Source organism: Pannonibacter anstelovis (genome assembly GCF_036881715.1).
GTDB lineage: Bacteria > Pseudomonadota > Alphaproteobacteria > Rhizobiales > Stappiaceae > Pannonibacter > Pannonibacter anstelovis.
In genome coordinates this window covers 209,720-232,716 of the sequence record NZ_JBAKBF010000003.1, presented here as the reverse complement: position 1 = coordinate 232,716, position 22,997 = coordinate 209,720, and the positions used below count along the sequence as shown (strand labels likewise).

The 22,997-nt window shown below is 62.7% G+C and carries 21 protein-coding genes; 9 read left to right on the top strand and 12 right to left on the bottom strand.

Going from position 1 to position 22,997, the window contains the following annotated elements; translation table 11 throughout:
* The first annotated feature begins 16 nt into the window (after positions 1 to 16).
* Entirely contained in the window at positions 17 to 478 is a 462-nt protein-coding gene (dut, locus tag V6L75_RS06365; RefSeq protein ID WP_334250681.1) for a dUTP diphosphatase, read from the top strand.
* Positions 479 to 754: 276 nt separating this feature from the next.
* Here dut and V6L75_RS06360 read toward each other — a convergent pair whose 3' ends face one another.
* The gene (locus V6L75_RS06360; protein ID WP_334250680.1) at positions 755 to 1,156 is read right to left on the bottom strand and encodes a hypothetical protein; all 402 of its coding nucleotides are present in this window, start codon (positions 1,154 to 1,156) and stop codon (positions 755 to 757) included.
* Positions 1,157 to 1,448: 292 nt separating this feature from the next.
* Here V6L75_RS06360 and cysK point away from each other — a divergent pair, with 292 nt between their 5' ends.
* On the top strand, positions 1,449 to 2,411 hold the full coding sequence (gene cysK / locus V6L75_RS06355; RefSeq protein ID WP_334250679.1) for a cysteine synthase A: 963 nt from the start codon (positions 1,449 to 1,451) through the stop codon (positions 2,409 to 2,411).
* Between the two features lie 245 nt (positions 2,412 to 2,656).
* On the opposite strand, the gene V6L75_RS06350 is transcribed toward cysK, so the two are convergent.
* From V6L75_RS06350 to V6L75_RS06315, 8 genes are all read right to left on the bottom strand, one after another.
* Positions 2,657 to 3,772 (bottom strand): siderophore-interacting protein, encoded by a 1,116-nt coding sequence (locus V6L75_RS06350; protein WP_334250678.1) that lies wholly within the window; start codon positions 3,770 to 3,772, stop codon positions 2,657 to 2,659.
* Positions 3,769 to 5,043 carry a RhtX/FptX family siderophore transporter gene (locus V6L75_RS06345; RefSeq protein WP_334250677.1) on the bottom strand — a complete coding sequence of 425 codons (1,275 nt, stop codon included), beginning with the start codon at positions 5,041 to 5,043 and terminating at the stop codon, positions 3,769 to 3,771. Before V6L75_RS06345 ends, V6L75_RS06350 begins: the two co-directional genes overlap by 4 nt.
* 60 nt (positions 5,044 to 5,103) lie before the next feature.
* On the bottom strand, positions 5,104 to 7,317 hold the full coding sequence (locus tag V6L75_RS06340; protein WP_334250676.1) for a TonB-dependent receptor: 2,214 nt from the start codon (positions 7,315 to 7,317) through the stop codon (positions 5,104 to 5,106).
* Between the two features lie 168 nt (positions 7,318 to 7,485).
* Entirely contained in the window at positions 7,486 to 9,258 is a 1,773-nt protein-coding gene (locus tag V6L75_RS06335) for an IucA/IucC family protein (protein ID WP_334250675.1), read from the bottom strand.
* A complete protein-coding gene (locus tag V6L75_RS06330) occupies positions 9,255 to 10,211 on the bottom strand; it encodes a GNAT family N-acetyltransferase (RefSeq protein WP_334250674.1) in 957 nt (318 codons plus the stop codon). The genes V6L75_RS06335 and V6L75_RS06330 overlap by 4 nt, the downstream gene beginning before the upstream one ends.
* Before the next feature lie 17 nt (positions 10,212 to 10,228).
* Positions 10,229 to 12,076, bottom strand: coding sequence for an IucA/IucC family protein (locus V6L75_RS06325; RefSeq protein ID WP_334250673.1), 1,848 nt, complete (start codon positions 12,074 to 12,076; stop codon positions 10,229 to 10,231).
* A gap of 88 nt (positions 12,077 to 12,164) precedes the next feature.
* Positions 12,165 to 13,511: a lysine N(6)-hydroxylase/L-ornithine N(5)-oxygenase family protein gene (locus V6L75_RS06320; protein WP_334250672.1), complete on the bottom strand. Its 1,347-nt coding sequence runs from the start codon at positions 13,509 to 13,511 to the stop codon at positions 12,165 to 12,167.
* Complete coding sequence (locus V6L75_RS06315; RefSeq protein ID WP_334250914.1) at positions 13,508 to 14,953, bottom strand: MFS transporter; 1,446 nt, start codon at positions 14,951 to 14,953, stop codon at positions 13,508 to 13,510. The genes V6L75_RS06320 and V6L75_RS06315 overlap by 4 nt, the downstream gene beginning before the upstream one ends.
* A gap of 67 nt (positions 14,954 to 15,020) precedes the next feature.
* Here V6L75_RS06315 and V6L75_RS06310 point away from each other — a divergent pair, with 67 nt between their 5' ends.
* The 3 genes from V6L75_RS06310 to V6L75_RS06300 all read left to right on the top strand — a co-directional run bounded on the left by V6L75_RS06310 (position 15,021) and on the right by V6L75_RS06300 (position 16,789).
* Entirely contained in the window at positions 15,021 to 15,962 is a 942-nt protein-coding gene (locus V6L75_RS06310) for a PRC-barrel domain-containing protein (RefSeq protein ID WP_334250671.1), read from the top strand.
* A gap of 101 nt (positions 15,963 to 16,063) precedes the next feature.
* Positions 16,064 to 16,366 carry a glycine zipper domain-containing protein gene (locus tag V6L75_RS06305; protein WP_334250670.1) on the top strand — a complete coding sequence of 101 codons (303 nt, stop codon included), beginning with the start codon at positions 16,064 to 16,066 and terminating at the stop codon, positions 16,364 to 16,366.
* Positions 16,367 to 16,369: 3 nt separating this feature from the next.
* Positions 16,370 to 16,789, top strand: a complete 420-nt coding sequence (locus tag V6L75_RS06300; protein ID WP_334250669.1) for a hypothetical protein — start codon at positions 16,370 to 16,372, stop codon at positions 16,787 to 16,789.
* 94 nt (positions 16,790 to 16,883) lie between these two features.
* Here V6L75_RS06300 and V6L75_RS06295 read toward each other — a convergent pair whose 3' ends face one another.
* The 3 genes from V6L75_RS06295 to V6L75_RS06285 form a co-directional block, all read right to left on the bottom strand.
* Positions 16,884 to 17,795, bottom strand: coding sequence for a diacylglycerol/lipid kinase family protein (locus V6L75_RS06295; RefSeq protein ID WP_334250668.1), 912 nt, complete (start codon positions 17,793 to 17,795; stop codon positions 16,884 to 16,886).
* A 103-nt stretch (positions 17,796 to 17,898) separates the two neighbouring features.
* Positions 17,899 to 18,486 (bottom strand): RNA polymerase sigma factor, encoded by a 588-nt coding sequence (locus tag V6L75_RS06290; protein WP_334250667.1) that lies wholly within the window; start codon positions 18,484 to 18,486, stop codon positions 17,899 to 17,901.
* Complete coding sequence (locus V6L75_RS06285) at positions 18,483 to 18,671, bottom strand: NepR family anti-sigma factor (protein WP_334250666.1); 189 nt, start codon at positions 18,669 to 18,671, stop codon at positions 18,483 to 18,485. The genes V6L75_RS06290 and V6L75_RS06285 overlap by 4 nt, the downstream gene beginning before the upstream one ends.
* 191 nt (positions 18,672 to 18,862) lie before the next feature.
* Between V6L75_RS06285 and V6L75_RS06280 the strand changes: the two genes are divergently transcribed.
* The 4 genes from V6L75_RS06280 (at position 18,863) to V6L75_RS06265 (ending at position 22,975) form a co-directional block, all read left to right on the top strand.
* Complete coding sequence (locus V6L75_RS06280) at positions 18,863 to 19,663, top strand: response regulator (RefSeq protein WP_334250665.1); 801 nt, start codon at positions 18,863 to 18,865, stop codon at positions 19,661 to 19,663.
* 252 nt (positions 19,664 to 19,915) lie between these two features.
* The gene (locus V6L75_RS06275; protein ID WP_334250664.1) at positions 19,916 to 20,080 is read left to right on the top strand and encodes a DUF1328 domain-containing protein; all 165 of its coding nucleotides are present in this window, start codon (positions 19,916 to 19,918) and stop codon (positions 20,078 to 20,080) included.
* 89 nt (positions 20,081 to 20,169) lie between these two features.
* Positions 20,170 to 21,201, top strand: coding sequence for a sensor histidine kinase (locus V6L75_RS06270; protein ID WP_334250663.1), 1,032 nt, complete (start codon positions 20,170 to 20,172; stop codon positions 21,199 to 21,201).
* A 145-nt stretch (positions 21,202 to 21,346) separates the two neighbouring features.
* Positions 21,347 to 22,975 carry a CHASE domain-containing protein gene (locus V6L75_RS06265; RefSeq protein WP_334250662.1) on the top strand — a complete coding sequence of 543 codons (1,629 nt, stop codon included), beginning with the start codon at positions 21,347 to 21,349 and terminating at the stop codon, positions 22,973 to 22,975.
* Positions 22,976 to 22,997 lie beyond the last annotated feature (22 nt).

Here is a 22,997-nt window from a genome sequence, read left to right as displayed (position 1 = left end):
TTCAAGGAGAATTGCCATGCCCGTTCCTGCTTCCGTCACCGTTGAACTGCTGCGCCTTGAGCATGGCGCAGACCTGCCGCTGCCCGCCTATCAGAGCGCCGATGCAGCCGGGTTTGATCTGATGGCAGCGGTGAGCGAAGATCTGGTGCTGCAGCCGGGCAAGAGGGCGATGGTGCCGACCGGCCTTGCCATGGCCATCCCGCGCGGCTTCGAAGGCCAGGTCCGCCCCCGCTCCGGCCTTGCCGCCAAGAACGGCATCACGGTCCTCAACTCCCCCGGCACGGTGGATGCGGATTATCGCGGCGAGGTGAAGGTCATCCTGATCAACCACGGCGACGAGCCCTTCACCATCACCCGCGGGTTGCGCATCGCCCAGATGATCATCGCCCCTGCGATGCAAGCCACCCTGACCGAAGTCAACATCCTGGATGCCACCCAGCGCGGCGTTGGCGGGTTCGGGTCGACTGGGGTGGGGTGATTGGGTTTTTTGGGGGGCGCGCGGAATATGCTGCTGCGCCCCCCCCGCTTCCCGAGAGGGCGTTGGTGGCCGTGCTCCCTGCCCATCCCAAGAGCGGCACAAGATTGATTCGCGGGCCCGGAGGGAGCGCCCGCCATCGCTCAAAAGCCTTAGAAATTGGGCTTCCAGGAATAGCTAGGGGGGCACGATATCCCCGTTTTGTGTCGCTGCATGGCATAGGCTCATGGAGAAGACAGCTGGATAGCAGAGGCGTCATGGAAGACGACCATAGGCGATTTAAGGAATGTTCTGCTCGATCGCCAATGCAACGGCGGCATTTGCGGCTACTTGTAAAGCAGGCGCTGCCGTCGGTGACGATGCAATGCTAACGACAGTGATGTGTGGATTTGCAGCCACAAATGCATTTAGAGCTCTCACGGATGCGCCCCTTGATTTAGTTGTGCAAACAACAATGTCGCAGTTACGTGAAGCAAATAAGCCCACAGCGCTCTGGACATGACGAGCTGAATCTCCGTCTTTTGCCACTCCAAGCAACCAGTTTCCGTTTTTCTGAATGGGAAAAGTGATAAGTTCAGGAAATGGACTGGCGGTGACATTCCGATAGTTCTCCACAAAATGAACGACTGAGCTCGTTTTTCCAGAGTTTGACGTTCCGTAAACGACGATAAGCTTAGGCATAATTTCCTCGTCTATAAAATTTGATAATTTTTATTTTAATAATCATAAATAAAACTTTTTCCAAAATCAAAAATTTTTAAAAGCGGATATTTAGTGCTCGCCGTACAGCCGATTCTCCTGTTAGGGGGGGGGACTCCCCACCCCCGCTTTGGCACAACTTTCCTTATTCCTCAGGCTTTTGAGCATGAGAGCACTCGATTCCGGCGTGAATTGTTCCTAGGTTAGGATCAGAATTCCGACAGAAGAACAGGTGCCCCGCATCATGGTGCCGGGGCCAGGACGGGAGATGACAATGACCGACAGGAAGCCGGGCCGCGGCCGGATTTACAGCTCGATCACCGAAACCATCGGCGACACGCCGCTTGTGCGGCTGGACCGCCTTGCGGAGAAGCACGGGGTGAAGGCCACTCTGCTGGGCAAGCTGGAGTTCTTCAACCCGATTTCCAGCGTCAAGGACCGTATCGGCGTTGCTATGGTCGAGGCGATGGAAGCCGCTGGTCAGATCCAGCCGGGCAAGACCACGCTGGTGGAGCCGACCTCCGGCAACACCGGCATTGCGCTGGCCTTCGTCGCCGCCGCCAAGGGCTACCGGCTGATCCTTGTCATGCCGGAGACCATGTCCATCGAGCGGCGCAAGATGTTCAAGATCCTCGGCGCCGAGCTGGAGCTGACGGAAGGGCCGAAGGGCATGAAGGGCGCCATCGCCCGTGCTCAGGAGCTGGTGAGCGAGATCCCCGGCGCGGTGATGCCGCAGCAGTTCGAGAACCCGGCCAACCCGGAGATCCACCGCCGCACCACGGCGGAAGAGATCTGGAACGACACGGACGGCAAGGTGGATGTGTTCGTCTCCGGCATCGGCACAGGCGGCACCATCACCGGCGTGTCGCAGGTGCTGAAGAGCCGCAAGCCGGGCTTGCATGTGGTGGCGGTGGAGCCGGAGGACAGCCCGGTCCTGTCCGGTGGCAACCCCGGCCCGCACAAGATCCAGGGCATTGGTGCCGGTTTCGTGCCGGGCGTGCTGGACACGTCGGTCTATGATGAGGTGGTCAAGGTTTCCAATGACGAAGCCTTTGCCACGGCCCGTGAGGTTGCCCGTACCGAGGGCGTGCCGGTGGGCATTTCCTCCGGCGCGGCGCTGACGGCCGCCATCAAGGTTGGCCAGCGCGACGGGATGGCCGGCAAGACGATCGTCGTCATCATCCCCTCCTTCGCCGAGCGCTATCTCTCCACGGCGCTGTTTGAAGGGCTGGAGTGAGACACGGCTGCAACGGCCAGGCGTAACAAAGCCCCGGCGAATGCTGCATCCGCCGGGGCTGAAGAAAACCCTCTCCGCCGTCATCCCGGACGCGCCCTGCGCGATCCGGGACCGGTGAGCCGGGGTGGATGCTGTTTCAACGCGGTTTGACCGAAAGACCTGGGCTCACCGGTCCCGGATCTCCGCTTCGCTGCGTCCGGGATGACGAGGGAGAGGCAGCAGGACGCTTCTTGCCCCCCTGATGCTTACCTCTCCATCCCGGTCTTGCCCTTGGTCCAATAGGCAATCGCATACTGGCTGCCCTTGCCGAGGCTGAAGTCCTTGCGGAACAGGGGGCGCAGGCGCTGGGCGGTCTGCTGTTCGCCCGCAAACCAGGCAAAGGCAGGCTTTGTGCCCGAAAAAACCGTGCGGATGGTCTGTTCCAGATCCGCATCGAAACGTTCCGGGGCAAGGCCATGAACGGTCAGGCCGAGGCGGGCAGCCTCTACGGCGGGAAGATAGGCCAGCGCCTCCTCATCCGTGCCAAGCCCGAGGATCACATGCCCGCCACCGGAAACGGGGGTGCCCTCCCGGTCCATGTCCGCCGCCAGCGCCTCGATCATGCGGGCCACGGCCGGTGCGCCGGTGCCATCGGCGGCAAGCAGCAGCGGGCCTGCGAGCGGCGGATGCTGGAAGCCGGAGGGGCCGAGCAGGCCGATCACATCGCCCTCGCGGCAGGCCTCGGCCCAGTCGGAGACGGCGCCGCCCGCATGCCGGACAACGTCGATATCGATTTCGCCGGCCTGCTTGCGGGTTTCCTTGAGGGTGTAGTAGCGCATGTGCAGCCCGTCCGGCCCTTCAGGCAGGATCAGCGCGCCATTGGCGGCAAGCTTCGGCCAGACAGGGGCGCGGCCTTCCGGCGGCAGCAGCAATTTCACATGAATCCCGTCGCTGCCAAAGCGCTCCATCCCCTCCACCTTGAAGGTGAGGCGGAGCAGGACAGGGCTGAGCGCCACCTTTTTCAGGACCGTCAGCTCGTGGAAGTAAGGCGGGGCCACCTCGCCGTCGCGTGGATCATCATCGGACCAGCGCAAGGCGGCGGTCGTGCCGGGCTGCAGCTCTTCGATATGCTCCATCAGCCATTGCTTCAGCCGGTGCAGGGGAACCAGCCCGTTTGCCTGCACCGTAATGCGCAGCCCTTCGCCCTCATGAACGGTGAGGCCAACGGTGTTGGGGTCAAGGTTCAGCATAACTTCGGCCGGGGTGGGGCGGGTGATGTCCATGCTGTTGCGGAGCATTTCGGCAACGAGCGTTTCCAGCAACGCTGCCGGGGCGCCGCTGGGAAGCGTGGTGAAGGCAATCAAGGGGGCGGGGCCGTTCATGAGCGGGCTTCCTCAAACATGTGCGGGGCTGGCTTGCGGCGCAGCAATGTGGCCGTCAGCAGCACGGCAAGGCCGGACAGGGCCGTGGAAAGGGTGAAGAGCGTGCCATAGCCGAGCTTGTCCGCCAGCAGGCCGGAGGCACTCGATCCAGCCAGATAGACCACCAGCTGGGCGCAGGCGAGAATAGTGAAATCCGTACCCGGCTGGTCCTTCGAGGCAACGGACATGAACAGCGAATAGAGCACGACGATTTCCATGTAGCGGATCAGCGTCTGGAATCCGGCGGCACCCATGACGGTGTAGATGCTGTCCGAAATGCCCAGGGCATGGACCATGAACATCAGGAAGCAGATGGTTCTGAGGCCGCCCAGCGTGATCAGGGCCGTGCGGGTGCCCTGCCAGCGCATGAGACCCACGGCCACAACGGAGCCGAGAAGACCGGCGGTTGCCGCCGAAGCCCCCGACAGATAGCCGATCCAGGACAGCGGCAGCTTGATGTCAACCAGATAAGAGCCTTCCATCGCCTTGACGAGGCCCTCGCTGGCCCGGAACACCAGCGCGACGATGAGGATCTGCACCGCTTCGGGCCGGCGGAAGAAGGCGCGGAGCGACGGCCGGTGCACCTGCTCCGGGCCTTTGCTGCCCGTTTGTGACGGCTCCCCGTTCTCTTCCATCAGGGCGGTGATGGCGAGCGGGATCAGGGAAAGGGTGGCGACGAAGAGCAGCGCCGGCTGCCAGCCCCAGTGCTCGAACAGGAACAGCGACAGGCTGCCGCCAATGACAACGCCGAAGGCCACCGCCCCGCCTTGGCAGGCGTTGCCGATGCCCCGGTCCGCCTCTGTCAGCTTCTGTGTCGCATAGCCATCGGTGGCGATGTCCTGCGTTGACATGGCAACGGAAATGACCAGGCAGATGAGGAACAGTCCCACCACATCCGTGGGCTGGATGAAGGCCATGGCGAAAAGCGCGGAGGAGCTGGCAAGCTGCATCGGTACGATCCAGCCGCGCCTGTGGCCAATGGGCAAAAGACGGATCCGGTCGACGAAGGGCGCCCAGGCGAATTTCACCACGAGCGGCAGCATCAGAAGCGAGAAAAGCCCGATGGCCGTACGCGAAACGCCCTGCTCGCGCAGGACGGGCGGCAGGGCGGCAGCGATCAGGTAGGTGGGAATGCCTTGCGCCAGATAGAGGCCGGCCAGCGTCACATAAAGACGGATCCGGCTTTTCTCTGCTGGCGTGTTCTGGCTTTGGGGCGCTGGTGCATCCCGCATGGCACTGGTCTTTCCGCAAGGGGCAAAGCCTCCCGCAAGCACCTGCGGGAGGCTTCAGGCTCAGAACGACACGCGGTAGGTCAGGGCCACCGTGCGGCCAAGACCCGGCACTTCCGCACCGCGCACGGCGCTGGCCACCGGGTTGACGTAATAGGTGTCGAGCACGTTGCGCACGCCCAGCGAAAGCTTGCCGGCCTTGCCCATGTCCTTCGACATGCCAAGATGCAGCAGGGTGACCTGCGGCAGGCGCTGGCTTGTTTCCTTGCGGCCGGACAGATGCTCGATTTCGGCGCGGGCCATGATGTCGTACATGAACTTCACCTCGCCATAGACATTCAGCTTGACGTTGTTCGGGATACGGTTGTTCGGCATGTACTCGCCCGCATCGATGCGGCCGTTGCCATTGGCGTCATACTTGCCCTCGACATAGGAGAAGACGGTGCCAAGGGTCACATTGTCCCAGACGTCGGCTTCGGCGCTGGCTTCCACGCCCCAGATCCGCTCCTTCTGCTGAGAGACCTGATTGGTGGTCACGTTGTAGGAGACGCCATCATCCGAGGTGGAGACATACGCGCTCGCCGCGCCGCGGAAGCGGCCCCAGTCGCCGCGCAGGCCGCCTTCATAGGTGTTCACCAGCTGCGGCTTAGGCGCGATCGAGGCATAGCTGATGGCCAGGGACGGGGTGCCGGAGCAGCCAAAGGCGCGCGCCAGAGCGCCATAGGCGGCGCAGATCTCGCCCGTGCTGTTGACGCCTGCACGGCGGGTAAAGCCGCCGATATCCGTCAACGAGTAGCCTTGCGAGAAGTTGGCGAAGGCCTGAGCTTCCTGCGTCAGGTCAAATACGGCGCCGATATTATAGGTCGGAGAGTTGTATTCAAAGCTGCCGCCCCGGACATTGATGGCAGGCCAGAGTGTGTAGGCCGTGGGCGAGCGGTACTGAACGGCTGCAGGACGGTTGAAATTCTTCACGTCCAGATAAAACTGATCAAATCTGGCGCCACCCTGAAGGGTCAGGCGGTCGGTGACGGGCAATTCCAGCTGGGCAAAGGCACCGATCTGGTTCTGGGTCATGGGGGAGATGACGGTGGTTCCGTCGGTCAGTTCCTGCGTGGTCTGGTCATAGGTGTAGTCCAGACCCCATGTCAGGTTTGCCCCCTGACGCAACCAGTCAACCGGGCTGTTCACAGTGGCATTGATACCGGCGCGGTCACTCTTGAGTACGCTCTGATTATAGGGTGACGTCGGCGACGCGGGATTACCCGAATAATAGACGATCGAATTGACAGCAGAGAGTGTGTTGAACGGGCTCGTCTTTTCGATCGAATTGTAGAATGCCGTAACCGCCAGCTTGCCGAGCACGAAATCATTCTCGGTAAATTTGCCAGTCAGATACTTGGAATCTTCCTTGAGCGGATCGCCGGTATAGGGTGACCGGAAGTCTGGAGACACCGGCGTCGTGGTGTAGTTGGTGAGCCAGTCGGGATTCTGCTCCAGATAAGTCCAGTCGAAACTCAGATCAAAACGGCGGCTTTCGTTCTCGTAGCCAAGGCCGGTGAAGAGGTTGCCCTGCTTCGTCCGGTCTGCACCGCCCTGGCCGAGCATGGCATCGGAAGCCATCTCCTTGCCGCGCCCATCATAGGCCTTGCGTGTCATGTCGCCGGAGAGGGAGAAGAAATAGTCGAACTGGCGGATGCGGCCTTCAACGTTGGCACTCACCGAAGGAGCAATGGAATTGCCCACGTCCTGGGTGTAGGCGCTTGCCTGCGTTGTGATGGTGGTGCGGATGCCCTCTTCCGCGCCACGCTTGGTAATGAAGTTGATGGTGCCGCCCGTCGCGCCCGCGCCGTACAGGCTCGATGCACCGTTGACGACCTCAATGCGCTCGACCGTGCTCAGGTCAATCATCGACAGGATACGGGAATTGTCGCGCAGCGGCGTGTTGCGCGGCACGCCGTCAACCATGATCAGCACGTCACGGCCACGGAAGGTTTCCGAAGCACCGGAAAGTGTCTGGTTTGACGGAGCGAAGCCTGGAACCATGCGGGCAATGAGATCGGCGGCATCGGTGGACCCGAAATTACCGTCCTCGATCTGCTCCCGGTCGATCACGACCACCGACTGTGCCAGTGTGCTGACTTCGTTTTCACTGCGCCCCGCAGTGATGACGATCTTGTCGAGGGTGGATGCAGCCTTGGGTGCGGTGTCTTCCTGCGCTAGTGCCGGAAATGCTGCGATGAGCGCTGTCGTTGTCAGCGCAAGTGTCTTGAAATGCATGGCCTGCCACCTGTTGCATGTGCTGTTGAAGTCTGGTCTGCGGTGGCTTGGCCATTGCGGCCTGGCTTCCTGATATTGGCGCTAAAACTGCATATATGAATTAAAGATTCAAGTTTCATCCAAGGCGCGCGCCTTGCAAAAGTTGCGCTGTTGCGCGAACGCAACATTTCAATGCCGGCACAGCGGGTTCCGCAGGTCAGTTCCCAGTGCAGGCATCGGGCGCTGGGCGGCATCGCCATAGCCGATGGCAAAGCGGACCTTGTTGATACAGACCCTCGGCATTGCCGGATTGAACAGATCGAACATCTTGTGCCGTTCCGCCAGCTCCGGATAGGCCGCCATGTAAGCCGCAAGCACATCCGCCAGAAGCCGGTAGAATCTGTCTTCCGGCAGCACGCCGGAGGCTTCGAGCCGGGCAGAAAAGAAACGCAGAACCGTGACGAAATGCGCCGTCTGGATGTTGTGAACGATATAGGCCGGGGGTTTCGACGGCAGCACGGCCCTTACCTCGGCTGGCAGACCGGCCTGCTCCGGAAACTCGACATTGACCAGATCCACGTCGCCCTGCAGGTCCTTGATGGCAATGCCCGCCGGCATGTCCCTCTCCAGCACCACGGTGATGTTCTGCCCATGGGCGATGAAGCCCGTGCCGAAGCGGCAGAGCATATGGTAGAGCGGCACCACGCTGACTTCGAAGAGGCGCTTCAGCCAGTCCTCGAAGTCCATTCCGGCCCGGCGCGCATGGGCCACGGCCAGTGGCCGCCCTGCTGCATCGGGATGCAGAAGCGCTGCATAAAGGCAGGCACGGCGGTTCGGCCCCACCCGGCCGGAGGCATTGTCGCGCCAGATCACGCCCAGCGTTTCGTTGTGCTGATAAGGTGCATCTTCCATCTGGCCATAGAGCGGATGCCGGTACCAGATGCCGCGCGCCTCGCGCAGGATCGTGACGTGCCGGACCAGCAGATCATCCGAAGCAACGATGCCTTCCAGCCAGTCCGACAGGGCGGCGCCGATGGCGATGTATTTGCCCGGAATACCGCGCCAGGCGGAGGTGTTGAGGATGGTCAGCGCCACCTTCACATCCGCCGAGCCGGGCCGGTCGATGCTGGTGAGCGTGCGCAGGCTGGGGCCTGCTACATAGCGCCCGCCGAAGCTGCCGAGGAACACCAGATCACCCGCTGCCAGATCCGTAACATAGGCCTGCTGGATCACGTTGTCCCACTGCCAGGGATGCACCGGGATCAGCGTATGGGTCTCAAGGCTCAGCCTTTTTTCAGCCAGCCAGGCAAGAAGCTTTGCCGTCTCATTTTCGCCGAGCTGACGGCGCAAAAAGGCCGCTTCATCCCCCTCTCCGCCCATGCGGCAGTTCTGCCGGCTGGCTGCCAGCCAGAACAGGGAGAAAGGCTCGGCAGACTCCGGCGAATAGCGGGCAAGGTCATCCGCGCCCCAGCCCAGGCGCCCCTTGTTGGCCACCGCCTTGGGGTGCCCTTCCAGCAGCCCGTGCAGCACATGCACGGGCAGGTTCAGCAGCCGGTCCGCATCAAGGCCTTCCGTCTTCTGATGCAGGATCATGTCCTGCCGCAGGGTGTTGGAAAGCTCCCGCAGGAAGGTGGCGAGGGTTTCCGGCGCCATGCCGAGCTCGGCCCTTGCGTCCAGCGTGAACTGAAGCGGCGAGATGGCCCCCTCCGGTTCGCGGCGGATCGTGCGGCTGTCTGTCAGCAGGTTGCCCCAGGCGCCCGTGCGGGCGGCAAAGCGCCAGGTGATGCCGGACTTGAGGCGCAGGGCGTATTCGCCGCCGCCTTCCGCTTCTGGCGCTAGAACTTCCTCGTAGGTCAGCTCGTCCAGCATCTTGGCAAGGCCTGCGCGGCAAACCTCCTGCCAGCGGGCGTCTGCGGCGCTCCGGCTGTCTGCCGGGGTGGAGACTGCAAAGGGCGCGTTCACAGCCGGACCTCCGAGAAGAACCGGTCACGGGTGCAGCGCATCAGGGCCGAGCGCTTGTGCGGAAAGTCGAATTCCTTGACCTTTTCGTAGCCAACCTCGCGCGCGTAGCTCAAAAGCTTGGAGTTATCGACGCGGGGCTCGCCCATGATGTTCTCGGTCATCGGGCAGTCGAGGAAGAGATAGTGGATGAGCCCGCGCAGCCAGGCTCCGGTCTTGGCCCGGCCGAGATGGCGGCGTTCGCCGATCAGCCCGTGCCAGGCCCGGTCCCAGGGGCCGCTGTCATAGAAGGGGCCAAGCCGGTCCTCCCGCACCCAGTAGGTCTCGAAATAGCCCGCATCCTCGCCGTTGAAGCAGCCGATCAGCGGATAGGTGTGCGGACGCTCCGCGAAGGCGGCGAGATAGTCGCGCAGCTTCGGCTTTTCCCAGGCCAGCTCCCAGAAATAGGCGACGCGGCCGTCGTTCATCCAGCGGTGGAAGGTGTCGAGGTCCCGGTCAATGTCCACGGTGCGGAAGGAAACGGTGAGATCGGCCACCGGGTCATACCGCTCATAGACCACGCCCACCGGATGGGGCGGGCGCAAGGGGTGGTCGCGGCCATCGGGGCCCGGCACCAGCCCGGTGCGCAGCCGCCCCGCAGGCTTGTGTCCCAGCCAGAGCATGTCTGTCTGGTAGAAGCCATCACGGCGCACCTCCAGCCCGCCCGTGACCGGATGGGCAAAGGGCAGATCGCGGAGGGTGAGCGGCAGGCCGGACGGATCAAGGATCAGCCGGTGGAGGCTGCCGTCAGCGGCAAAGGCCGCTTCCAGCGCCCGCAGCACGGCGCCGGTCAGCTCGTCCGCGCCGGGCATTGCCCCGTTCAGGCGCAGCGACAGAACCGGTGTTTCCCCGGTGCTGTCGAGACGGGTGGTCACGAGGGCTTCCGCCCGTGTGGTGCTGGCAGCATGAATGTTCATGGGCTGGGTCTCCGGTGTCAGTGCCCGTCCGCGCGCGTCAGCGGCAGCAGCGGGTTTGGCATTTCAAGGAAGGCGGCGAGCTGGCCCGAGCCATCGCCCGAAGCCTCGTTCACGTTGCTGAGGCTGGTGCGGTAGTTGCCCTTGCTCACCCAGGTTGGCCGGTTCAGCAGGAAATCATGCAGGCTGGTGTCGCCCCGGCTTTGCGCCTTTTCCCGTTGCAGGAAGGTCAGAAGGCAGCGGTTGGCCCGCTCTTCCGGGATGAGCTCATCCAGCACCAGCGTGGCGATCACGCTCATCAGGTTGTTGACGATGACGTAGTAGCAGACGAGCCCATCGCCCAGCTCCGGCGGCACCACGTTTTCGGCGTGGCGGCCGATATCGGGCAGATGCTTCGCCAGCAGGTCGTGATGGGTGGTGAGATGACCGGTGCCCTGACAGTCGCGCAGCCACAGATGCGCAGGCCAGCCGTGCGGATCGAGTGCCAGCGTCATGTTCTGCTGATGCGCCCCAAACAGCAGGCCGTAGCGGGCGCGGATTTCCAGAAGCGGATGGATCGCCACATCCAGGAAGCCCTGCAGCCAGCTCTCCGCCAGATCCTCCGCTGCGCCGCCATCGCGGGCGGCGCGGGCCAGGATCAACTCGCCGAGAGGTGACGCGCCATCAGGGCGCTGTTCGCACAGGCCTGCCATCATCACCGGCCCGGCGGCGGTTTCATCACGGAACGGGTTGTCGCGCAGGACAACGAAACTTTCCTCCCGCGCGCCGCCATCGGCGTCCTTTAGCGCCACATAGGCCGGTTCGCGCAGGATCGAAGCTGTGGGGAACTCAGCGGCAAGGCTGTCACCGATCGGGCCATCAAGCAGTTCTGCCAGTTGCAGACCCCGCTCCACTTCCTTGCGCGCCAGCGTGCGGCGGGAGTTGGTGAGCCGCAGGGAGAGAGAGAATTTCAGCATCGAAGGCGCGTGCCAGGCATGGACACCCCGGAACGAGCCGGTGGCGGCAAAGGGCTGGCCCAGCTCGCCGAGCGGCCGCAGCAGGCCTTCCCGCACGAGGGCGATGACATCTGCCCGGGCGAGAAGCTTCGGCGCCTGAAAGGGATGCCAGGGCAGCGGCACGAAGCCGTCTTCCGGCTGGCGCAGCTCTTGCGGCAAGGACGGGTCACTGTCTGCCAGTGCCCGCAGCATCTGTTCTGCCGGGGTCAGCGTGCCGCTGGCAAGCACGAGGATGGAGCGGTGGGCGAGGCACCAGAACAGCGGGAAGCGCCCGCCCAGATCTGGCGCGAAGCGGCGGGCCTCCTCCAGATCCAGCCCGTCGCGGCTGCGCGGATTGGGATGGGTGGCGTGGCCGCCGGTTAGGGCCTGCTCGCCCTGCTGGAAAGTCCAGCCTGAGGCGAGCCCCAGCGGCGGGCGGGCGCGGAAAGCCTCTTCCGCGGCAAGGCGGCTGTCCATCACCCGCTGAAGCAGCTTCATCTGCAGGGCCTCATCGCCCGCGCTTGCCACCGGATCGGTGACGAGCAGCGCCAATGCGGTGGCCAGCGGCACCTTGCGCAGGCTGCCATCAGCACCCATCAGGCAGAAGGGCAGGCGCACGGCGGTGCGGAAGGGGGTGCGGGCAGGAGCGTGGATCAGCAGCGCATCGCCGCCGGCAAGTGGCAGTTTAAGGATTTCACCGCCGGAAGCGGCAAAACCGTCCGGGAAGGCCGCCTCGAGGCGGGCTGTTTCGTCCGTGCCAAGCGCAGACCATCCGTCCCATTCGCGCAGGAGTGCGTTTAGAAAGGCGCTGGCGGCGGAATGATCGGCCAGGGCTGCGGCGTCCATGGACGCGGCTGCGGGCGTCATCCGTTTTGAAGGCAGAAGCTGGTTCATGCCGGGTCCTCGTCACTCGGGATCAGATCAGCCGCCGCCGCCAGGACCGGGGCAGGTCTGGCAGGCGGCGGCAATGGTGGCGGCCGGATTACCCGACAGCCCGGGTGAGCGGGGCTTCATCCGGGAGGCGCTTCGGCCAGTCCACCAGTTCCGGTCCGGCACTGACATCGAAGAGGTCTTCGCCAGTCAGGGCGTTGATGATGACGGCGCTGCGCCAGGCCATCAGGCTCATCTGCGGATCGACGATCCCGTGAGACGACAGGCCGAGATTGAGGCCGAAGAGGCCGATGCTGGACGGCCCATCCCATTGCAGGCGGTAGCTGGCATCCAGAACCGGCAGGCCATGGGCATCGAGATCCAGCCGGTGGCGCAGGGGCTCAAGGCAGGCGGGCAGGGCAGGGCGGGCGCCGGTCGCCAGGATCACCACATCGGCAGCGAAAAGCTCGCTCTCGCCGCTGGTGACCGCGTGGGTGTGCAGCAGGAAACCGCCGTTCTGCCGGTCCATTGCTTCCAGATTACGGCCCGGAAGCAGGGAGATGCAGTTCTCACCCATGAGGTGCCGGCGGCGGTAGATCTCGGCAAAGAGCGTGTCCACCGTCACGGGCGTCAGGCCGTCGCTGGCGAGCTTCTGGCCCGCAATCTCGCTGCGCTGGGCCTCGAAGGGGAGCGTCTGATAGGCCGCGACATAGCCCGGCGTGAACACCTGATCGACAAAGCCGCCTTCTTCCAGCGGGGAAAAGCGCGGCAGATTGCTGATCCAGCTTACATGCGCGGGCGCGCCATCGGCACGGGTCAGAAGATCGAGGACGATTTCCGCGCCGGTCTGCCCGCCACCGATCACCGCCACGCGCTTGCCCGTGAAGTTGCGCGGCTGTGTCAGGTAAGTTCCCGCATGGAAGCAATCGGCTCCCAGATGTGCTGCCGTGCAGGGCGGGACAAAGGGCTGCATGCCTGCGCCCGCGATGAGATTGTGCGCCAGCTCCGTGCGGCCGCTGGCAAATTCAAGCCGCAGGCGGCTGCCGTCCAGATGCACGGCTGTGGCTTCCTCGTCAAAGGCAAGAGTGTCGAGCCTTGCACTCACCCACTGAAGATACTCGTTGAACTCCATCCGGGTGACGCCGGTGAAGCGGCCGGAGAGGAAATCGTAGAAGCGCTTCTTCTCCACCAGAAAGGCGGTGAAGGAATGCGGGCTCGTCGGCAGGACAGGCGTCACCAGATCCTTGAGGAAGGAGGTTTGCAGGATTGAGCCGGGGAACATCAGCCCCTGATGCCAGATGAACTGCTTCTTCTTTTCAAAGAAACGCGCATTCAGCCCCGGCACGCTGTCAAGAAGCGCAGCGACGCTGAGATTGAAAGGGCCGATGCCTATTCCGGCAACATCCAGCGGCAGTGCGGGGGTGCCTGCATGAGGGCGCATTTCGAGCACGGGGTTCATTCGGATGCTCCTTTACAAGGGGCGTGGGCAGGGGCCGCGGCGGTCAGATCCGGGAGGGGGAGCTGAAGCGCCGGGCCACTGCTGCGGCTGAAACGGGTGAGGATGGGGATGAGAATTGCGGTGAGCGCGGTTGCGCCCGCCAGAACGGAAAGGGCCATGTCGAGGCTGATGGAGCCCAGAACACCGCCTGCAAGGGAGCCCACAGCCAGACCGGCAAATTGCAGGCTGCTGAGGCGCGTGGAAACAAGGGCGCGGTTCGCGGCAGATATGCCTTCGCCAGAAAGTGTCAGGGCCGTGTTGGCTCCGAGGGCTACCGAGAAGCCAGCGGCGGTGAGTGCTGCGGCAAGCGCCAGCAGCGGCAGGCTGGCCGCAAGAGCCAGAAGGCCGAGCCCGGCAGCACAGAGACATGCCCCGGCCACACGGCCTGCCTGAAGGCGGGGGCCGATGATCCTCTCAAGGCCAAGCTGAACGGCGATGCCCACGGCGACCGATACGGCAAGGCAAAGCCCCGCCGCGCTGGCTGCGTCCGCCGGGGAAAGGGACAGGCGCTGCGCGATGATTGGGCCCAGGAGGACATAGGCGGCACCGGTCGCAAGCTGCAGCAGGAAACCGAGAGACAGAGGCCCCGCCAGCACGCGCCAGCCCAGTCTGGCGGCACCGTTCTCAGTCTTTTGCACCGGGCGGATAGCAGATTTTTCGACCATGCCTTCCCTCAGGAAAAGCACAAGCGCAGCCAGATAGACCGGCAAGGGCAGAAGCACGGGCGCCCAGGCGCCCAGCAGCAGCAATGGTGCTATGAGGGCATTGCCTGCGAGGCGCCCGATCCCGTTCATGGCATTGAGCCGGCCGATGTGCCCGGCAAGCGCTGCCCCCTCTGTTCCGGTGTTCTGCTGTGTTCTGACCGTGCCTGCACTTTGCGCCAGCGGCAGAATGGCCGGGGCGCTGAGGCTGTAGATCAGGCGTCCGGCGGCCAGAAGCCCGAAGGCAGGCAGGGCGGCGAGCCAGCCATATGCTGCTGTTGCGATGCCTGTGCCCATCATCATGACACCGGCACCAGCACCCGTCAGCGTCAGCCGCAGGGCCTGGTCAAGCCCCCGGCTGGCTGCCACACGGCCCCACACCGGAATGGCAAGCGCCGCCGCGAGCAGGCCAAGCCCCACTAGGGCACCAAGGGCCGCAAGGCTGACACCGAAAAGATGCTGCAATACCGGCACAAGGGCGATCAATGCCGCTTGATGGAATGCGTTGGCCGCCAAAGCCAGCATCAACATCCGGAATTTTGCCACGGGTAATGCAACCTTGAGTTTTTGATTGCACCACAAATACCTGAGTTTTTGATTCAAGTAAATATGATTGATCGTCCCGATCGTGCGGCCCGGCCGCAAAAATTTTGGAACAAAGTTTTGTGTGGCGTGTTCTTCCTCTGTGTCTGGGAAAAACAGGATGGCTCTCAGTTGTTTCTCAATTCAGAGAACCGCTGGGGCATCTGCAAGAAATGGAGGATAAATAATGATCCAAAGGATTCTTGCTACGACCGCTCTTGTTTCTGTAATTATCGCCGCCCCGGCGATGGCGCAGGACATGAATAAAGCACCGGAAACGGCGCCTTCTCTGGAAAGTCCTGCAGTGATGCCGGGCACACCAGCGGAAATGCGGCCGGGCGTGACGTCTGGCCAGGACATGAGCCAGTCCGCAGGCACGATGGCTCCGTCCGGCTTGTCCGGCATCACGTCTGAAGTTGCCGCCAGCAGTCTGATTGGTGAAGACGTCCATGCGACGGGTTCCACTGAAGGCGAGCCCATTGGCACAGTTTCCGATGTGGCAATGACCGAGACCGGCGAAGTGAATGCCGTGATCATCTCGGTTGACAGCACAGCTGATGCCGAAGGCAAGGACGTTGCCGTTCCCTTTGATCAGCTGACCTGGATCGACCAGAACGGCGAGAGCCGCCTGATGGTCCAGATGACGCCGCAGCAGCTGTTTGGAGCTCCTGCCTTCGACAAGACCAGCCTGACTGGCCCGTCGGTCATCGACGAGCTGAAGGAGACGGCCGGTCTGAGCGATGAAAACGCAGGCACCACCATGGCAGTGCCGGGCACCGGTGCAGCAGGTGAGGCGGCCAAAGAACAGGTCGCAGGCGTTAACGTGATCAGTACCGAAAGCCTGATCGGCACCAACGTTATGACGGCAGGTGGCGAAACCGCCGGCAAGATCTCGGATGTCGTCCTGGCACCTGCCGGAAAGGCCGAGGCCTATGTGGTTGACGTGGGTGGCGTGCTTGGCATCGGCAGCAAACCGGTCGCCGTTGAGGCTGCCAACGTGATGATCCAGCGTGATGCCGAAGGCACCATTCAGGCCACCACGTCAGTGACACCGGAGGCTATCGAGAACGCCCCTGCCTACACGCTCGAAGCCTACAGGCAGAGCCCGGAAACCACCGTGATCCGCTGACTTTAACTGGCGCCCGCCTCTGCGGGCGCCATCAGCCGGAGCCATTTCTCCCGGCAAATACTGGCCTTTCCGGCCGCACAACATGACAAGAGGAGCATATCATGCCCGCAGCAGTTCAAAATGCCGCAAATGACGCCAGCAAGTCCGTCTCCGCCAAGGATCTGGAAGAGCGCATCGCCCGCGTACGCGCCGATGTCGCCGATCTTGGCAAGACCGTTGCCAGCTATGGCAGTGGCAAGGCTGACGACCTGAAGGCCGCCGGTGAGGACGCGCTGGAAACGCTCAAGAAGGAACTTGCCGATCTTGAGGGCAAGGTCGCCAAGCAGGTTCGAGCCCGGCCGCTCCAGTCACTGGCCATTGCCGCCGGTGCCGGTGTGCTCGCAGCTCTGCTGATGCGGCGCTAAGCCATGCGCCTGCTGGCTTCCCTCGCCCTGGATACCTTGGGTGATGCAAAAGGAAGGCTGCGGCAGTTCCGCCGCAGCGTCCTGCTGGTTGGGGCCTGCGCCTTGCTGGCTCTCACCGCCTGGGGCTTCGGCGCGACCGCCGCCGTGATCTGGGTTATCCGCACCGGATATGACCCGGTTGCCGTCCTTTTCACGGGGGCGCTGCTGTTGTTGTCCTGTGCGGCGCTGCTGGTGGCCATCATGATGCTTTTGAACCGGCGGGACCGGCGCAAGCGCGAACACAGGCGCGCCCTCAATGCCATTGCTCTGGCAGCTGCCACGCCGCTTCTGGCGGGTGGAAGGGCGAAGACCATGGGTCTTGCAGCTCTTGCTGTTGCCGGCCTTTTCCTCGCCAGCCGAGCCCGGTCATCTGACAGCGAGTAAGAAGCCCCGTGGGCTCCTGCCAACTGGTTTCATCCCGGCCTCGTGCCGGGATTTCTGCGTCTTGAAGGGCTTATGGGACAGACGGGAAAGCGTATCAGATTGCGCCCGGTGCAGGGGGCCGGAGCACGGCCAGCGCCTTCGGTTCGATCTTCACGGTGATCTTCAGCGGCAGCTCGACCAGCTCGCCATCCAGCACACCAATCTTGCGGCGCATGGAAGGGGACAGTTCCACAGTGATTTCCCGGGCCCGGTCGTACATCAGATTCGGATTGGAGCGCCAGGCACCGCGCGCCAGATCCGCCGCAAGCCGCGTTGTCTCGAAGGATGTCAGCCGGTGGACGCTGTAGACCCCCAGAACCCCTTCATCCAGCCGCGCGGCATAAGGCAGCGTACCCTCGCCATAAACATTGTTGGAGACGGCAATCACGCTGAACCGCCCGCGCCGTGTCTCGCTGCCGGTACGCAGCCTTGCGCGGAAGGAGAAGGGGCGGAAAGTGGAGCGCAGGAAGGCGCGGAAGCTGCCCCACATCTTGGCAAGGCGGGAGGCATGCTCCGCCTTGTCGCGCTCACGGATCATCTGCGCCTGCAGGCCGAGGGAAAACTGATGCACGAAGGGCCTGCCGTTCATCAGGCCGATGTCGGAGCGCACGGTTTCGGCTTTCGCCAGGGCCGCGATGGCCTTGTCAAGCTGGAGAGGAATGGTGAGGGAGCGGGCAAAGAGATTCATCGTCCCGGCCGGAAGCACGCCGAGCACCTTGCCGGAGTGGTAGGCCATCGCAGCGGCTGCCGAGATGGTGCCATCCCCGCCGCCGGCAAGGATGACTTCTGTTGCCGGGTCTCCGGCAATGCGCTGCAGATTGTCTTCAAGACGTGCCGAGGAGGTGACGATACACTGCACCTCATGTCCGGCGGCGGAAAATTCGGCCTCGATAAGATGGCAGACCGCCTGAATGTCGGCAGTTTTCAACGTGCCGCCATCCCGGTTCAGAAGTGCTGTCACGCGCATTCATTCTCTCTTTCGTGCTGCAGCCTTTCACTCATAGGGCACAAACAGACAGAACGAGGAACAGCCTCTTTCCGCTGCGGGCGGCCCGGGGGCTAAGCGAAGGTCAGCCGTGAAACAGTTGTTGCGTTGCGGGAGCAGACAGGCTGTCGGGGCCGTAATCTTCTTCGCCGCTGATCTGCAGCCGTTCCTGCAGGCGGTTGCGGGCGCGGTTGACCCGGCTCTTGATCGTGCCGATTGCACAGCCGCAGATCTCCGCCGCCTCCTCATAGGAAAAACCGGAAGCGCCAATCAGAATAATGGCTTCACGCTGATCGTCGGGAAGTTCGTCCAGCGCCTTGCGGAAGTCCTGCAGGTCAAGCGAGCCATACTGACCGGGATGCACGGCCAGACGCTCGGTGAACAGCCCGTCGCTGTCCTGCACCTCGCGGCCGCGCTTGCGGGCCTGGCTGTAGAATTCATTGCGCAGGATGGTGAAGAGCCAGGCCTTCATGTTGGTGCCCAGCTCGAAGCTTTCCTGCTTGGCCCAGGCTTTCATGATGGCATCCTGCACCAGATCATCGGCTCTGTCGGAGCTGCCGGTCAGCGAGACGCCAAAGGCGCGCAGGCTTGGCAGGCATGCGAGCATCTCACGCTTGAAGATCTTCCGCGGGTCTGCCGCCTGCGCCGGATCTGCCGTCTCCGCTGCCATCATTTCTTCAGGCTCCTCTCCTCAGCTTCGTCGAGGCGCTCCAGAAGATCGAGAAACCGGTCAGGGATCCCTTCATTCTGTACCGTGTCGTAAAGCTGCCGGAGCCGGGCCGAAATCTGCTGGGCATGAGCGCCGTCCAGCGCCCCAGTGCCAGCGCCCGGTGTTCCGGGCTTTTTCCAGTCATTCATGGGCATCATGCATCCGTATTGTATCTGTCAGGAAAATGCGGACCGGCAAAAAAAGTTCCAGGCAGGAGGAACTTTTTTTGGAACCGGCCGTTCTTCTCCGAAGATGCCCGCCGTGCGGGCGGTCAAGATCCGGTTTCCCGGCATAGTTCCATTCTGGACGCCACCCGGAAAGCCTTATGGAGCGTTTTTTAATGTCGCTTTCGACCCGTATTGCACCTCACCTGAGCTATCTGCGCCGCTACGCCAGAGCCGTGACCGGCTCGCAGGCATCGGGCGATGCCTATGTCGCGGCGACCCTTGAAGCCTTGATTGCCGATGTGTCGCTTCTGCCAGAGGCGCAGAATGACCGGGTTGCGCTTTACAAACTCTTTGCCACGCTTTTTGGTTCCACGCTGATCAAGATAGAGACGTCTGAATCGCCCTTCCTGTGGGAGCGCCGTGCCTCCAGCTACCTTGCCTCCCTGCCGCCACGCAGCCGCCTCGCTTTCCTGCTGGTGTCGGTGGAAGAGTTCACCGCAGCAGAGGCGGCCGATATCCTGTCCGTAACGGAAGCCGAGTTCGGATCCCTTCTGCGTGAGGCGGCAGAGGACATCTCCCGTCAGGTGGCCACCGACATCATGATCATCGAGGATGAGCCCCTGATCGCCATGGACATCGAGCAGATGGTGGAAGGGCTGGGCCACCGGGTCACAGGCATTGCCCGCACCCATGCGGAGGCTGTCGAGCTGTTCCGCGAGACCCGGCCGCGGATGATCCTGGCCGATATCCAGCTTGCCGATGGCAGTTCGGGGCTGGATGCAGTGAACGAGATCCTCGCAGACGTGACGGTGCCGGTCATCTTCATCACCGCCTTCCCCGAGCGTCTTCTTACGGGCGAGCGCCCGGAACCGGCGTTCCTCGTGACCAAGCCTTTCAATCCGGACATGGTGAAGGCCTTGATCAGCCAGGCCCTTTTCTTTGACGAAAGTGCCAGGGCTTCTGCTGCCGAGTAATGCCGTGCCGCCTGTTGCCCTGGCGGTTCAAAATGTGATGCGTCGGCGCCGCAAGGGCCCGGAATGACTGGCTTTGCCTGTTCGCGAGCCAGTTTCGATGGAACCACACGGGAGTTCAGCCGTTACATGATCAGCACCTTGCCTCTGCATTGCATAATATCCGTGCAAAGCAGAGGCGGTGAAAACCTCGAATCCGGACACCGGAACGTCCTGTTGCAATGCAGGTCTGGCGTCTTTCAGAAGGAGTTGGTCATGCTGTATTATGCGGCTGTTTTTTTCGTGATTGCGGTCATCGCAGGTGTACTGGGGTTTGGTGGCATTGCTGGAGCTTCTGCCGGTATTGCACAGATCCTATTCTTCGTGTTTCTGGTGTTCCTCGTCTTGTCCCTGATCGCTGGTGTGCTGCGGCGGGGCTAGGAGCAATAGTGATGTTCCGGAGTGAACAGCAGGAGGGGCTGGCTGCAAAAGCAGCGGAGCCCCTTTCTGCGACAGTTGGAGTAGTGCCGGTGGTTCATCGGTTGATCTGGAAGGACCCGGGGCAGCCGGAGACCCATCTGCGTGAATATCTGCTGCTGGCGCTGGAGCGGTCGGGCATCTGCCTTACCCTTCAGGACAGCCAGTTGAACTACGTCTATGCCGCCAATCTCCCTGCGCCCTGGAGGCTGGACCCGGAGGCAGGGCATCCGACGGATGCCGCCATTTTCGGTGAGGAGGTGGCCGCAATGCTGGCGGCCAGCAAGGCCCAGGTCGTGGCTTCAGGCGAGCCAGCTTCTCTTGAGGCCGATCTCGGTGAGGCCGGGGTTTTTTCGTTTAAAGTAGAACAGGTGACGTCCTTTGGTACGCGTCCCTATCTGCTGACCACAATCGCGGACCTCACTGAAAAGACCCGGCGTGAGAAGGTGCTCCGGGCGCTTCTGCGCGAGGTCAGCCACAGGTCCAAGAACCTTCTTGCGATCATTCAGAGCATTGCTTCGCAGACAGCGCGGCATTCGACCAGGATGGACCAGTTTCTGGCCAAGTTCCGGGGGCGGCTGCATTCGCTCGCGCAGTCGCAGGATCTGGTGACGGACTCCAATTGGCATGGCGCCTATTTCGAGGATCTGGTGCGCCAGCAGGTCAGCCGGTATGTGCCGCAAAATCCGCACCTGGTTGAGGTCCTGGGTGACAACGCGCTGCTGGATCCGAATGCGGCCTTGCATGTGGGCCTGGCCCTGCATGAACTGATGGTCAATGCCGTCAGCTACGGAACTGCGCTGACCGTTGGCCCGCCCGTCACGCTGCGCTGCCGGGTGAGCAAGCAGGACGGCGTGCGTATGGCGGAGATCGTCTGGATCGAAACCGTGACGCCGCAGGCTGGCGAAACGGATGCCTCGACAGGCGCTGCCCAGGCTTCCCGCACGGTTTACGACCGGCATTTTGGCAGTACAGTGCTTGAGCGGGTGGTGCCGCAGGCCGTCAATGGCAAGGCCAGCTACAGTCTCACGCCGCGCCTTGTGACATATAGCGTCGAGTTCCCCCTTGAGCCCCGTCCTGCCTGATTTCTCCGGCCAGATGGGGTTAGCCCCGGAAATTCAGCACATTGCCCTAACGTGACCTATTGAAAACTGACAAGACGCACCGTTTACTCCCTTTACCGGCAGGGTGTGTTTACCCCCTTTGCTCCTGAGCACGGTTGCAGATGTCATGAGGAAGTATCTCCCCCCGGCCGTGTTCCTTGCCGTGTCCTGTGTAGGGCTCTGGCTGACCTGGGCCGTTTTTCAGGCCGAAACAACGGCAGAGCAGCAGCGGTTTGAAGCCGTCGCCCGGGAAGCTGTGGACAGGGTCAATAGCCGGATAGAACAGCAGCTGGGTGTTCTGGCTGCCACTAAGGCCTTTTTCGAGGCAGCTGGAGGGATCGCCGGAGACAACGAGTTTCGCACCTTCGTTCTGGGGCTTGAGCTGACAGGCCAGCTCCGCGGGCTGCAGGGCGTCGGCTTTGCACAGCTTATCCGCACCGGGGCCGAGGCGCCTGTGAATGATGCCTTGTCCGCCCATTTCGGGCCTGAGGCCGCCATCTGGCCCGCCGATACCTCAGAAGAGTGGCGCACCCCCATAGTCATGCTGGAGCCGCAGGACCCGCGCAATGCCAGGGCCATCGGATATGACATGTTCAGCGAGCCTCTGCGCCGGGACGCCATGTCACGGGCCCTGGAAACCGGCAAGCCCCAAGCCTCTGCACCGGTCGAACTGGTCCAGGAGACAGGCACAGAGAAGCAGGCAGGCTTTCTGGTCTACAGTCCCTTTCGCGGAACACAGCCGCGTGCGCTGGAAGATGAGACAGGCGGGCAGCCGGATGGTTTTATCTACGCTCCTGTGCGCGCAGGAGACCTCATTCTTGCGGCTTTGACGTATCCGCAGGAGCTGCCTGTCGAGGTTGAGGTGATGGATCAAGGGGCTGACAGTTCCACTCAGCCCGTTCTTTTCCGCTCCGAAGGCTATGCGAAACTTCCGGAGCAGAGTTTCCAGTCCATGTCAGGAGAAATCACCGTTGCTGGCCGCAGCTGGCTCGTGCGTGTGCGGCAGCCTGACGTTGAAAACGGCATCGGGGCGCATTGGCGCTCCCTTCTGATCTGCACATTCTCGCTGCTCTTCGCAGCAGCACTTGCTGTCTCCATCCGCAATCAGAACCGGGCCGTGGAAGCCCGCCGCGACCTTGAAACCCTGTCGCAGCAGGTCATCGCCGAGAAGGATCTGATGCTTCAGGAAATGAAGCACCGGATCAAGAATTCGATTGCCCGCATTCTCGCCATTGCCCGGCAGACGGCGAACAGCTCTCCCTCATTGGAGAGCTTTTCCTCCTCCTTCGCCTCCCGGCTGCAAGCCATGGCCAATGCACAAGACCTGCTGACGCGCTCCCGCTGGCAGCGGGCGGGGCTGAACGAGCTTCTGGAACAGGAACTGGAGCAGGTTTTCGGCGAAGCGCTCCAGCGTGAAAAGCTTTGCGGTCCTCCGGTTGTCCTCAATGAAAAGGCCGCTCATGCGCTGAGCCTCGTCTTCCACGAGCTGGCGACCAATGCGCTCAAATATGCCCGTGTCGGCGATGACGGAGCATCCCTGACGGTGGACTGGACGCTGGAAGCCGCCCCAAAGGGCAAGCTTCTGCAACTGATATGGACGGAGAAATCTGCGCAGGCCATTGAGCCGGGGACTGCCAAGGGCTTTGGCACAAGGCTGATTGACGCCAGCATCCGCGGCGAACTGGGCGGCAAGATCGAGCGCGAGTTCACCGGAAATGGCCTGACCGTGCGCATGTCCGTGCCGCTGCAGGCCTGAGGCTGAAGCCCTGTCCGCTTAC

What these genes read in the sequence shown, in the direction of transcription:
- dut (WP_334250681.1), top strand. Translation starts at nt 17, where the DNA reads ATGCCCGTTCCTGCTTCCGTCACCGTTGAACTGCTGCGCCTTGAGCAT.
- V6L75_RS06360 (WP_334250680.1), bottom strand. Translation starts at nt 1,156, where the DNA reads ATGCCTAAGCTTATCGTCGTTTACGGAACGTCAAACTCTGGAAAAACG.
- cysK (WP_334250679.1), top strand. Translation starts at nt 1,449, where the DNA reads ATGACCGACAGGAAGCCGGGCCGCGGCCGGATTTACAGCTCGATCACC.
- V6L75_RS06350 (WP_334250678.1), bottom strand. Translation starts at nt 3,772, where the DNA reads ATGAACGGCCCCGCCCCCTTGATTGCCTTCACCACGCTTCCCAGCGGC.
- V6L75_RS06345 (WP_334250677.1), bottom strand. Translation starts at nt 5,043, where the DNA reads ATGCGGGATGCACCAGCGCCCCAAAGCCAGAACACGCCAGCAGAGAAA.
- V6L75_RS06340 (WP_334250676.1), bottom strand. Translation starts at nt 7,317, where the DNA reads ATGCATTTCAAGACACTTGCGCTGACAACGACAGCGCTCATCGCAGCA.
- V6L75_RS06330 (WP_334250674.1), bottom strand. Translation starts at nt 10,211, where the DNA reads ATGAACATTCATGCTGCCAGCACCACACGGGCGGAAGCCCTCGTGACC.
- V6L75_RS06325 (WP_334250673.1), bottom strand. Translation starts at nt 12,076, where the DNA reads ATGAACCAGCTTCTGCCTTCAAAACGGATGACGCCCGCAGCCGCGTCC.
- V6L75_RS06320 (WP_334250672.1), bottom strand. Translation starts at nt 13,511, where the DNA reads ATGAACCCCGTGCTCGAAATGCGCCCTCATGCAGGCACCCCCGCACTG.
- V6L75_RS06310 (WP_334250671.1), top strand. Translation starts at nt 15,021, where the DNA reads ATGATCCAAAGGATTCTTGCTACGACCGCTCTTGTTTCTGTAATTATC.
- V6L75_RS06305 (WP_334250670.1), top strand. Translation starts at nt 16,064, where the DNA reads ATGCCCGCAGCAGTTCAAAATGCCGCAAATGACGCCAGCAAGTCCGTC.
- V6L75_RS06300 (WP_334250669.1), top strand. Translation starts at nt 16,370, where the DNA reads ATGCGCCTGCTGGCTTCCCTCGCCCTGGATACCTTGGGTGATGCAAAA.
- V6L75_RS06295 (WP_334250668.1), bottom strand. Translation starts at nt 17,795, where the DNA reads ATGCGCGTGACAGCACTTCTGAACCGGGATGGCGGCACGTTGAAAACT.
- V6L75_RS06290 (WP_334250667.1), bottom strand. Translation starts at nt 18,486, where the DNA reads ATGATGGCAGCGGAGACGGCAGATCCGGCGCAGGCGGCAGACCCGCGG.
- V6L75_RS06285 (WP_334250666.1), bottom strand. Translation starts at nt 18,671, where the DNA reads ATGAATGACTGGAAAAAGCCCGGAACACCGGGCGCTGGCACTGGGGCG.
- V6L75_RS06280 (WP_334250665.1), top strand. Translation starts at nt 18,863, where the DNA reads ATGTCGCTTTCGACCCGTATTGCACCTCACCTGAGCTATCTGCGCCGC.
- V6L75_RS06275 (WP_334250664.1), top strand. Translation starts at nt 19,916, where the DNA reads ATGCTGTATTATGCGGCTGTTTTTTTCGTGATTGCGGTCATCGCAGGT.
- V6L75_RS06265 (WP_334250662.1), top strand. Translation starts at nt 21,347, where the DNA reads ATGAGGAAGTATCTCCCCCCGGCCGTGTTCCTTGCCGTGTCCTGTGTA.